The organism is Candidatus Neomarinimicrobiota bacterium (assembly GCA_016784545.1).
Taxonomy (GTDB): domain Bacteria; phylum Fidelibacterota; class UBA8477; order UBA8477; family JABMPR01; genus JABMPR01.
On the sequence record JADHUM010000007.1, the window covers coordinates 14,860 to 27,791 of the forward strand.

A 12,932-nucleotide genomic window follows, 5' to 3' on the forward strand; every position below is an offset into this window, starting at 1 on the left:
GCTTCCCAAACGGAAGCCCTGATTTCAATAACTTATTTTGGATTCAACCGTTCCAACACGGTGACGGTACCTACGTCATTATCTGTATCATCTTGAGGAAGGCATGACCTATGAAAAATCAAAATCGTCGCATAACCATGCAAAAAATTTCAGCAGTTCTGATGATTTCGATTCTATTTATCAGCCTGCAGAGTCCGGTAATTGCCGGTGTCACGGGTAAAATTGCCGGGCGGGTAATTGATGCTGAAAATGGAGAGGGATTGCCTGGTGTCAATATTGTTGTCGACGGTACGATATTGGGTGCGCAATCAGATCTAGAGGGTGATTACTATATCACAAATGTACCTCCTGGAGAATACAATATCACCGCTTCCATGATTGGCTACCAATCCATAACAATAACTGGTATATATGTTATCGTCGATCATACAGTGCGATCCGATTTTTCGCTAACTACGAAGGTTCTAGAGGGTGGTGAAGTGATCGTGGTTGCTGATCGAAAAGTCATCGTGATGGATCGTTCTGCAAGTGAACTGAGTGTTTCCGGTGAAGATATGACCTCCGTGCCGATGGTCAGGGATGTAAAGGATTATCTTGATCTAGAAGCTGGTTTTGATGAAAACCGTCTGCGAGGCGGAGGATTCGACCAAACTGCTTTGATGGTAGATGGATTGTCAGTCATTGACAATCGGAGCAATGAGCCCATCATGATGGTGAATCTCTCTGCTATCGATCAGATCAATGTTATCAAGGGGGGCTTCAATGCAGAATATGGTAACATTCGTTCCGGCCTAATAAATGTAGTCACAAAGGACGGTTCCCCGGATTCTTACGGTGGTTCAATCGATTTTCAGATTAACCCTTCAGGACTTAAACATGGGGGCAACAGTTTATTCAGTCCAGATAACTATTATCTAAAACCTTTTTTAGACCCCCTGGTGATGTGGACAGGGACAAAAGATGGAGGTTGGACTGAAGAACAACAGGCCAGTTATCCATATTTTGAGGGGTGGAATAAAATTTCCAATAGAACTTTACTTGACTCAGATCCAAACAATGATATGAACCCTCGGGAAGCCCGAGACCTATTTCTGTGGTATCATCGAGTTGAGGGCTCTGAGGAATTGGGACAGCAGGAAGGGCAATATGGTCACTTGCCTGACTACAATCTTGACATCTCTTTTAGTGGACCCATTCCATTGCTTACAAAGCGGCTCTGGGATGTGAATTTCTTTTTCAGTCACCATAGTCGTCTTGAAATGTTTGCCCTGCCCACGAGCCGGGATTACTTCAAGGAGGCAAATAGTCAGCTTAAACTCGTCTTTAGACCAATGGCAAAGATGAAGATGAAACTGGAAGCGTTATATGGTGAGATCAACACTGTCACTCAGGATCCAGAAGGAGCGGGGTTCAATTATTACCTGAGGTCCGCAACTGACATCTTTAACCACTATATGGCCAACAGTGATGCCTATGCCAATGGTGGGGGTGCTTCACTCTATTGGCCAGAAGCGCTAAGCCCTTTCGATATCTACCGAAATATGCTGGGCTTTAGTTTGGATTATGTGGTGAATCAGGAAACCTTTCTTAGTCTGCGCATTTCTAACACCGGTATAAAAAATAGATCCTCAGGACCCCAGGATATGAGGGATACATCAATCGTTCGCTATTTCGGCTCCCAGGGTGTAACCGAAGCTCCTTTCGGATTTATTGTTGATGACCGTTATACTCCCAGCGGTGATAACATGGTATTTGCCTCTTTGGGCGGTGTAGCCAGAGATAATACTACCACGAGTAACCTAAATGTAAAATTCGATCTAACGAGTCAGTTGAATAAACGACACGAGCTCAAGACTGGGTTCGAGCTAAACTATGACGATCTAAATAGTGATTATTCTACCAGCTATGATTATGCTCCGCCGAATAACTGGCGAGCACAGTCTCAAAGTTCTCCCCTGAGGGTAGGGGCATATGTACAAGACAAGGTTGAGATCGAAGGGCTTATTGCAAACGTAGGTCTCAGGGTTGATTTGAATGAGCCCAACAAGGATTGGTACACGGTTGATCGTTACGACGCTAACTTTTCTTCAACCAAGAAATATGACTTTGAGGAAGTGGTTACCACAGAACCTGCTAAAGGCAGAATCAAACTCTCACCCCGTCTTGGTATAAGTCATCCCATTTCTGACAAGGCAAAGCTATTCTTCAATTACGGGCACTTCTATTCCATGCCCAGCAGTCTTGATATGTATGAAATAGGATACGGTACATTTTATGAGGGAATCACTTTCTTAGGGAATCCCTCTATGGATATCCCCAGAACAACAGCGTATGAACTGGGAGTGGAATATGCTCTAAACGACATGATCCTGCTGCACAGTTCAGGCTATTACAAGGATGTGGCAAACCAGAGTGGATATGTGCGTTATGTCAGTATAGATGGAAGTGTAAACTACCAGACCGTGGAAAATGCTAATTACGAGGATATCAGAGGCTTTGAACTACGTGTTGAGAAACGATCAGGAGATTGGGTAACGGGTTGGCTTAATTTCGACTATGTGGTTCGATCCTCTGGATATTTTGGGCGTCAAGCTTACTATGAAGACCCCAGGTCAGATGCCAGATATAGTGCCCAGAATCCATTGCAGGAAAAACCTCTAGCACGTCCAGTTGCTCGGTCGAATGTGAATTTCCACACCCCAGACTATTTCGGGCCCAAGCTATTTGGTCATCGGATCTTCAAAGATTTACAAATGTCCATTCTCTTCAATTGGAAAGCAGGAGATTATATGACATGGGATCCTCTTGAAACATTCAAGCTTGCTTCCAATGTCCAGTGGAAGGACAGATTGGCCGTTGATCTACGTCTTTCCAAAGATTTTGCCCTCTCTTCATCCAGGGTCAATGCGTTTCTGGATGTCCAAAACTTCCTTGGGCTACAGTATATGAGCATGGCTGCTTTCGATGGAGGGGACGATTTCCGAGACTACATGTACAGTTTACATCTTCCCATGTACGAGGGTGAAACATACCAGGATGCAGGATTTGAAGCGGGTGATGATCGTGTTGGAGATACAGATAAGGAACACATCAATATGCCGAATAGGGCGTTTCTCCTGGATCTGAATCCCAGAAGGTTCACCTTCGGTCTTCGAGTTAATTTTTAAGGGAGTAAGGACAATGAAAAATAGATCAGCAAATAGACATCTGCTACATATCGTCCTGCTACTTTGTTTGAGTATGTTCAGTTTACAGGCCGGTACCTTTAAGTGGGCTCGGATCGGAAACATCGAAGTTAAGGTGGTTGACAATACCGATCAGGATCAGCTAGCGGGTAGTCGTTCTGCCTATTACTACTACGATGACTACTGGGTGCCACTCATCTACAATGCTGGATGGCATCTGGGTATAAAGGACTGGACTGATGAGAATGGAAATTTGTGGAACCACCGTGTTGTAGGGCCGGCTACGGCTGGTGCCAATGAGATCAATAATACATTTCCCATTAAGGATGAGGACGGATTAACACTGCGTCGCTATTTGAGACATGAGCCCCCTATTGTGAAGGTTAATGGTGAGATATTAAGTGATGCATTTCCATTATCGGGAGATTTTGTTGATCCTGATTATATACCTGGTACCGCTGATATGATGTTTGAGAGCAAGGTGAACACAATTATAGGTCTAACCCTGGACCAGCGGGCGTTTGTTTGGAGTAGTCCTGATTATGATGATTTTATTATCTACGATTGGACATTTACCAACACAGGAAATGTTGATATGGATGACGATATTGAACTTCCCAATCAGACCCTGGAGGGTCTGTACTTCATGCGCATGAATAATTTTTACGCTCCTGGTAGGGGTGAACCATGGTATTCAACCTATGGAGAAAGACTTGATGATTCTCTCCGTATGATGTATGCGTACCCCGCCAGAGGGTCGAAAAGTGATTACGATGATTATGGTGGTCCTGATGCTGGCAGTGATTTTCTAAGCTCTGCCTTCCATGTAGGTGAAGCAATCCTTCATGTGGATACTTCGCCCTCGGACAAAACCGATAATTGGGCTCAACCTGCCATCACAGGTGTAAATACAGTAGAGCTTAAATATTTAAAATTTGAAGCAGCCAATTATAGCCCAAGCGACATTGCCAAAGTTTATGATGTTCTGGAAAATGGATTTGGAAATGCACCGTATAATCTCCCATATCAAACTGATAATGTTTTTGCCGGTACCAAGCACAGCGAGCGCATGGACGAACAAGGTTATAAATACCCTGATGAATTTCCCTGGTGGCTTTGGCGAGCGGTTACCCATGCCTCCATGGGTCCCTACACCCTGGGACCTGATGAGTCAATTCGGATTGTTTTTGCGCTGGTTGTAGGAACTATAAGTCCTGAGCTGGGACAAAGTGTGGGAGAAGACTGGGCACAGGGTAACGCAACCTGGGACGGCCTGGACATTTTACCACCTCCATTCCAAGACAATCCTGACCTCTACGACGATACGAATGATTGGGCCAAAGACAGTTGGGTTTCTACCGGAAGAGATTCACTTTTTAAAAATGCCTTTGCAGCCCAGATGGGTGTACAAAATGACTATGATCTACCCGTCCCACCACGTCCTCCAAGTTTAGAGGTTATTGGACGCCCGGATTTTATTGAGGTGAATTGGGGCATTGAGAGCGAGTTGGATGCTGATTTTTCTGGTTACCGGGTGTATCGAAGCCATCCTGATACAAGCTTTATCAAGGTCTTTATTTGCGGTGGCAATACGGGGACTCCAGTTGTCCACCAATTTCAAGATACAACGGCTGTGCCGGGTGTAGGCTACTATTATTATGTCACTGCCTTCGATGATGGATTGAGCAACGGTCCCAGCCCACATGGAGGAGTACGTAGTTTGGAATCTGGTTGGAATATCAACCGCACCACAGCTGCTGTTTACCGTACAGAGGCACCAGGTGAAACACTTTCTGCGATTCGCGTGGTTCCAAATCCATTGAATCTTTCAGGCAATAATTGGCCTGGTGAGGAAGAGAAGATCGTATTCAAAGGCTTGCCAGCACTGGCAACAATAAAGGTTTATACTGAAAGTGGAGATCTGGTAAAGACCCTGGAGCACGAAGATAAATCTGGTGCAGAACATTGGGGAGGCAATGTAGCAAATCTTCACACAGTTACAGAGAGCGGACAACGCCTTGCCAGCGGAATCTATATAGCCCATGTCACGGACAACGATACGGGAGAATCCGCCATGGTCAAATTTGTGATTGTAAGGTAATGGTGGTCTAGTTATGGAGATGATGATGAATAGATTGAATACAAGAATCCTGCTCTTTGGACTAGTCCTGGCGATTGCGGTGGTGCCTGGTCAGGCCGAACTGAAAAAGGTTGGTCAAACTGGATATCAATTCTTGAAGATTGATGCTAATGCAAGGGCGGCTGCCATGGGGGGAGCAGTGACTCTCGCTGGAAATGGGGCTGAGAATTTGTTCTATAATCCTGCTGGGATAGCCCTGCAAAGCAGAGGAATGGATGTGTTTACAAACCAGACACAATGGATTGCTGATATCTCGTACATCACCTTGGGTATTTCAAAGCGATTTGGAAACATCGGTACCTTCGGATTTTCTTATCAGACTGCCGACTACGGTGATATCATCGGGACACAGGTAGCAGATAATGAATTTGGATTTATTGAGACTGGGAGTGTCGAGGTTGCGGCCAGTGCAATTGGATTTGCCTACGCCAAGAAGCTAACGGACAAGTTTTCTCTCGGCGGTCACATGCGGTATGCCAGCCAAAAACTAGGTGAGAATGAAGTTGAAGGTGAAAATAAATCAAATACTACTAGTGGTTTGGTATGGGATTTTGGGACCATTTTTTACCCCAATACGAGTAGCTTCCGATTTGGTATGAGTATTCGGAATTTCAGTCAGGAGATGATCTATGAGCAATACAGTTTTGAGCTGCCCATAACCTTTATTATTGGTTTGGCTGCAGACGTTTTTGAAGTGTTGGGGATGTCTAAAAACCAATCCTTGCTGCTTGCTCTTGATGCGGTTCACCCAAGGGATTATACCGAGCGTGTACACCTGGGTCTGGAGTATGGGTTGAACAATATGTTCTTTCTTCGATCTGGTTATAAGTTCAATTATGACTCTGAAGGTCTCTCCCTGGGAGCAGGGGTGAATCTGTCACTTGGTAGTATTGGCACGCATATCAGCTATGCTTTAAGCCAGGCTGGGGATTTTTCACCGGTAAACAGGATATCCATATCAGCTAGCTTCTAGCCAAATATATTGAAGTGAACTGAGAGTCAGTTGCTTCAATAAGCTTCAATAATCGCCTGCAAAAACCAACGCGAAAAGAAGGTGGAGAGTATGTTTTTAGGCACAAATAATAGGACTATGACCAGAGCTGTTCCCATGCTATTAATGATTATACTGAATACTCTATTAATCCAGGAGTGTGCGCCCGTACAAGACGAGTTGCAAGCGCAGAGAACCAGAATTGAATTTCCTGATGTTCTGGATATTGTTGCTACTCCACAGCATACCAATGATTTTGATGCCTTCTTTTTTGCAGATCAGGGTGCCTGGTTTGGTTTTGCACTTCCTGACAGCGATTATTCCTCAGAATTGAGTGGTTTTGTTGGACCGATGCTCATGTCTAGAGGTGAATGGGTTGGCAAGATAATCGCAGCTCTTGAAGTGACTGAGGTCGAAGGGGGTGAATCTCAAGATTTGCTTGGCGGTGCGGAAAGAACGAACTACTACCTGCCTGGGCGAATTCAAACTTCATTGTTCTCAACAAAAATTGAGCTAAACCAATCCTTGTGGTTCGATAATCACCAACTGGCCATCATCGTTTCAATAATTAAAAATGTATCGTCTGAACCAATGAGCATCTCACTAAAATGGAGGGGTGACTCCTGGTTGGAAGACATATCATTTTTTAAGACGAAATCCTCCGTTCTTGGCTTACTCAAGAGATCAGAGGATTTGATCGGTATTCACATACCCTCCGAGGTAATTAGTGACATCAATTTGAACGCAGACGGGAGCGGGTATGAAATCACATATTCCAATACAATCTTGGTCAATCCCGGCGAGGAAACTGAATTCCCTATTATCATTAGCCTTTCTGAAGGGAATCAGGTCGAAGTGCTGGAGCAGATTTCCGCTGACGCCCAGGCACTGCTTCTCAATTCAGCCAAATCCAGTGATGAGAATGAAACGAGATGGAATGGCTATATAAACTCTATTCTTGATTCTGAGTCCATCCTCCTGAAGGATGTCTCATACCAACGAGTAGCCATCAAGTCGTTGGAAACCTTAATCACCAATTGGAGAGCCCCAAGAGGATCTCTGGAGCATGGAGGTCTATTCCCGTCTGCATCCGTATGGTATTTTAATGGCTTTTGGGGTTGGGATTCCTGGAAACATGCCGTCGCGCTTGCCAGGTTTGAGCCAGAGCTCGCCGAAGAACAGATCCTGACCATGTTTGATCACCAGGATAAATATGGAATGATCGCAGATTGTGTTTATGCAGACAGTACTGAGGACAATTGGCGCAATACCAAGCCACCGCTTGCGGCCTGGTCGGTGAAAGAATTATACGAGATCAGTCAAAACTTTGATTTTGTAGATAATATTTATCCAAAGTTGGTAAAATACCATGAATGGTGGTATGAAAATCGCGATCACGATCAAAATGGATTGTGCGAATATGGCAGTACAGATGGAACCATTGAGGCAGCAAAGTGGGAAAGTGGTGTAGATGATGGACTCCATTATGATTCAACTGCCATGCTAAGAAATAATGAGTTTGCCTGGTCCATGGACCAGGAATCGGTTGACCTGAACTCTTATTTATGGTATGAGAAACTATGTTTGGCAGATCTGGCAGAAGCCTTGAATCGACCGCAAGAGGCTGTTGAATACAAAGCCCAAGCCGTAGAGTTGGGAAAACAAATTAGAAAATTGATGTATGACATGGAATCTGGATTCTTCTATGATGTAAAACTCGATGACAAATCCCAGATTAAAGTTTTTGGCCCACAAGGTTGGATACCTCTCTGGGTTGGGCTAGCCACTCCGGAACAAGCTGCTGCAGTTAGAGAACTTATGATTGATCAAGAAAAATTTGCTACTCACATACCGTTTCCAACTGTGGCAAAGGACAATCCTGCGTTCATGTCGGGATATTGGAGGGGACCAGTGTGGCTGGATCAGGCATTTTTTGCTGTCTCTGCTTTAAGACGATATGGATATACAGAAGATGCAGATACTTTTTCAAGGCAGATTATTGAACGAGCAGAAGGTCTGTTGAATGCTACGGGTCCTATCCGTGAGAATTATAATCCGCTTACTGGCGAAGGGATGAAAGTAAATCACTTTTCATGGTCCGCAGCCCACCTGCTCATGATGCAATGGCAATTGTAGGAGTGATTGGGGATTCAAATTGAATATTAGCCAAATTATCGAAAAAGTGGGGACACCCTGCTATGTGTATGATGCTGATCTCATTCGAGCACGACATAAAGATTTAACAAATGCACTTCCTCAGGGTAAAACTCGACTGTATTATGCCATGAAGGCACTTTCAAACCAGAAAATATTGAAGGTTATGCGGGAGTTGGGCACTGGGGTTGACACTGTCTCCCTTTTTGAGATTAGAATGGCTTTAGAAGCCGGATTTGAGCCAAATCAGATCATTTTTACTCCCAATCTGGTTGATTTTTCTGAGTTGGAAAGGGCTGTTGAGATTGGGGTAGGTATAAATATCGAAAACTTATCCAATCTCGAAAAATTTGGAATACGATATTGTGCCTCCGTACCTTGTTGTATTCGCTTTAATCCACATATAGCTCTGGAGAATAACAAGGAAAGCTCATTGGGTTGGTACGAGCAATCCAAATTCGGCATTCCATATGCTCAGTTTGATAAGATTCTGGCAGTCGTTTCTAAATATGAAATCCAGGTGGAAGGTCTGCACATTCATTCCAGTCATGTCATTATGCGAGATGATATTCTTCGGAGAAGTGCACAATTGATGTTGGAGGCAGCTAAAGAATTTCCTACACTCAGATACCTCGATTTTGGTGGTGGATTAAATCCAAAACCCAGAAAAATTGAAGCAACTGATATTGGTAAGGTGGGGTACCAACTCAGTCAATTATTGATTGAATTTGAGCAGGAAACCAACCGAGAAATCCATCTTCGCTTTGAACCTGGACGCTACCTGGTGAGTGAAGCCGGAACACTTTATGTGCAAGTGAAGGTGCTCAAGAAAAATAGGGAAGTCACTTTTGCTGGTGTCGATTCAGGTTTTAACCATCTCATCCGACCTATGCTCTATGGTTCGTCCCACGAAATCGAGAATATTTCTAATCCCGATGGTGCACACCAGGCGTACAATATTGTGGGAAATCTTTGTGAAGCAGATGACTTCGCCAAGCAATATCGGCTTCCTGAGTTACGTGAAGGAGATATTCTAGCCATCAAGGATACTGGGGCTTATGGTTTCAGTATGTCATCCCAGTATAATGCGCGTCCTCGGCCACCAGAAGTTTTGGTTAATGACGGTCCACCTCTGCTGATCCGTACCAGGGAGGAATATGCAGACCTTATGAGCAATCAAGTTGAGATTCGATTATAAAGCAGGAGCAATCATAATGATACAATTTAAACATACGGGCCAAGCTATTATGAGTATTGCATTTGCAGGTTTGCTACAGGCATCACCAGTTGATATGGATTCTAAAACATATTGGGAGAACCCTGAGATCATCAATATCAACAGGGTGGCTCCTCACGCGGTAAAATTTCCATATGAAAATGAAGCTCTGGCAGTCGCTGATATTCGCAATAACAGCCAATATGTGTTTGACTTGAATGGGGAATGGTATTTTAACTTTTCCGCTACCCCAACCGAGCGGCCCAAGAATTTTTTCAAGAAGTTTCGTTATGTAGGTCACTGGGATAAAATTAAAGTCCCAACTAATTGGGAAATGCAAGGCTATGGTACACCAATCTATCTGGATGAAGAATATCCCTTCACGCCTGATCCACCAAAGGTTCCCCACGACTATAACGCTGTGGGCTCATATCGCAGAAATTTTACTATTGACAAAAACTGGGATGGACGAGATGTATTTATCCACTTTGGCAGCATCAGATCTGCCTATTATCTATGGATAAATGGCGAATTTGTTGGCTATGGACAAGGGTCCAAAACACCTGTTGAGTTTGAGATTTCGGATTTTGTTAAACCAGGTAAGAATAGTGTATCACTGGAAGTCTACCGGTTTAGTGATGCCAGTTACCTCGAGGGTCAGGATATGTGGCGGATCAGCGGGATTGAACGCGATGCCTACATCTATGCCTCACCAAAAACTCGGATAAGTGATTACTTCGTCCATGCAGATTTAGGTGAAAACTATACAAATGGTCTATTCAAACTTGACGTGGATATTAAAAACACTCAAGCAGTGAAGCCCCAGGGCTACAAACTCCAATGCCGGATTCTTGAAGCTATTGGAGGGGAAGATATTTATAAAAATGATCAGGCTGTGGAAATGGTCGGCTCGTCACAAACGACAATCACATATAGTTATGAAATTCCAGAAGTACGAGCCTGGACAGCTGAAACTCCGGAACTGTATACCCTTATCCTCACCCTAATTAATGCTCAGAATAAACCCGTTGAAGTGATTAGCCAGAAAATCGGATTCCGAAATGTGAGCATCGCTGGAGGGCAGCTCCTGGTGAATGGAACTCCCATCACCATCCGTGGTGTTAATCGACATGAACATGATCCTCACACTGGTAAATATATCTCCGAAGAATCCATGGTTCAGGATATTCGCCTGATGAAACTGCATAACATCAATGCGGTGCGGACTAGTCACTACCCTAATCATCTGCGCTGGTATGAACTATGTGATGAATATGGTCTCTACGTGGTAGATGAAGCCAATATTGAATCACATGGTATGGGATATCATGATGAAGGTTATGGTCTTATTGCAAATGATCCAAAATGGTTGGGTGCATGGCTCGATCGAGGTCAAAGGATGGTGGAGAGAGATAAAAATCATCCCTCAATTATTATTTGGTCCATGGGCAATGAGGCAGGTGATGGTGAAAATTTTGTAAAACTTTATAAATGGATCAAGCAGAGAGATTCTTCCCGACCTGTTCAGTATCAACCGGCCTGGTATGAGGCGCATACTGATATTGTATGCCCAATGTATAAGAGTATTGAATTTATCTCCAAATACGCTTCCGAAACTCAAGAAAGGCCGTTAATCCTGTGTGAGTATGCACATGCCATGGGCAATAGTGTCGGGAACCTGCAGGACTACTGGGATGCCATAGATGAGTATAAACATCTTCAGGGTGGCTTTATTTGGGATTGGGTGGATCAGACCATTTATAAGGAAACCCCAGAAGGTGAATGGTATTGGGCCTATGGTGGTGATTTCGGAGATGAGTATGCAGAGAATGATTCAAATTTTTGTGCAAATGGTCTGGTAGCTGCGGACCGTTCTCTAAATCCACATATCCACGAGGTTAAGAAAGTTTATCAACCGTTAAAGTTCAGCGATTATGACCCTGTGACCAACACAATAGGTGTCACCAATCGATATGACTTCCTTGATCTTTCCAATCTGGAGCATAGCTGGGAAATAGCCGAGGATGGAGTCACTGTGGCCAAAGGAAAGCTTGTGCTGCCATTCATTGAGGCAGGTTCAACTGTGAAGGTGGAAATAGTGACAACTGAGTATGAGGTAAATAAGGCACATGAATATCACCTGAAAGTCATTTCAAAAGTAAAACAAGCGAAACAGCTCTTACCTGTGAATCATGTAGTTGCCTGGGATCAATTTTTAATCCAGGCTCCAGTAGCAGATCAAGTGGAGCAATCCAGCCCCACCCTCGAAATAATCAAGAAGAATGGAATGTTGCTTATTGTTGGAGATGGGTTCTCAGTTTCAGTCGGTGAGCAGAGCGGATTAATAGAATCATATAAGCATCTTGAAACCGAATATATCGAATCTGCCCTCGCCCCTCAATTCTGGCGCGCTCCAAATGACAATGATATTGGTAACGGTATGCAGAATCGTTGCGCTGTATGGAAAGATATGCCTGAAAGGATGCAGCTGGTGAATTTGGTTTCGGACAAAATTAATGATTCACAGGTCATGATAGAGGCTACATTCGATAATACTATTGACAGTCTAGGTCTTGTGCTGAATTATGTCATCAATGGTCAAGGGATGACAGATATCTCCATGAATCTCAAGGTAGAAGCTGAGTCCCTGCCTGAGATACCCAGATACGGTATGACCTTCAAGCTCCCTGGCTCACTTAAGCAAGTTGAATGGTTCGGACGGGGACCACATGAAAGCTATTGGGACCGCAAAACAAGTGCAGCTATCGGTCGATATTCAAGTTCTATTTGGGATCAGTATTTTCCGTACGTGAGACCGCAGGAAACTGGGAATAAAACCGATGTGAGGTGGATGGCAGTTTATGATGAAGAGGGCAATGGCATGATGGCTTATGGTGATCCTTTGTTAAGCACAGCTGCTCATCAGTACGATTATGAATTGCTTGATTTTGTGAGCAAAGCCCAGCGCCACGGACGAACATATGTAAAACCAGGAAGTATTGTCACCTGGAATATTGATCTTCAGCAAATGGGGGTAGGTGGGGATAATAGCTGGGGTGCTCGACCCCATGATGCCTATACACTTCAGGCACAGGATTATTCATTTAATTTCAGGCTGCAGCCCTTCAACAAGCGTAACGCCCAATCTGGACTGCCTGAGGGGAACTGAGGCATTTAAGCTGAATAAATTATGAAGATTGGCTCAGACAAATTGCTCTTTCCTCTTAGCCCGAGATGCTTGTTATT

The 12,932-nt window shown here is 44.1% G+C and carries 6 protein-coding genes; all 6 read left to right on the plus strand.

Annotated elements, in window-relative coordinates:
* Positions 1-110 precede the first annotated feature (110 nt).
* The 6 genes from ISR87_02840 to ISR87_02865 all read left to right on the plus strand — a co-directional run bounded on the left by ISR87_02840 (position 111) and on the right by ISR87_02865 (position 12,855).
* Positions 111-3,167, plus strand: a complete 3,057-nt coding sequence (locus ISR87_02840) for a TonB-dependent receptor (protein MBL7024366.1) — start codon at positions 111-113, stop codon at positions 3,165-3,167.
* 13 nt (positions 3,168-3,180) lie between these two features.
* Positions 3,181-5,286 (plus strand): hypothetical protein, encoded by a 2,106-nt coding sequence (locus tag ISR87_02845; protein MBL7024367.1) that lies wholly within the window; start codon positions 3,181-3,183, stop codon positions 5,284-5,286.
* A gap of 34 nt (positions 5,287-5,320) precedes the next feature.
* Complete coding sequence (locus tag ISR87_02850) at positions 5,321-6,298, plus strand: PorV/PorQ family protein (protein MBL7024368.1); 978 nt, start codon at positions 5,321-5,323, stop codon at positions 6,296-6,298.
* A 90-nt stretch (positions 6,299-6,388) separates the two neighbouring features.
* Positions 6,389-8,452, plus strand: coding sequence for a glycoside hydrolase (locus tag ISR87_02855; protein ID MBL7024369.1), 2,064 nt, complete (start codon positions 6,389-6,391; stop codon positions 8,450-8,452).
* 19 nt (positions 8,453-8,471) lie between these two features.
* Positions 8,472-9,668 carry a diaminopimelate decarboxylase gene (lysA, locus tag ISR87_02860; GenBank protein ID MBL7024370.1) on the plus strand — a complete coding sequence of 399 codons (1,197 nt, stop codon included), beginning with the start codon at positions 8,472-8,474 and terminating at the stop codon, positions 9,666-9,668.
* Positions 9,669-9,684: 16 nt separating this feature from the next.
* The gene (locus ISR87_02865; protein MBL7024371.1) at positions 9,685-12,855 is read left to right on the plus strand and encodes a DUF4981 domain-containing protein; all 3,171 of its coding nucleotides are present in this window, start codon (positions 9,685-9,687) and stop codon (positions 12,853-12,855) included.
* The last annotated feature ends 77 nt before the right edge of the window (positions 12,856-12,932 follow it).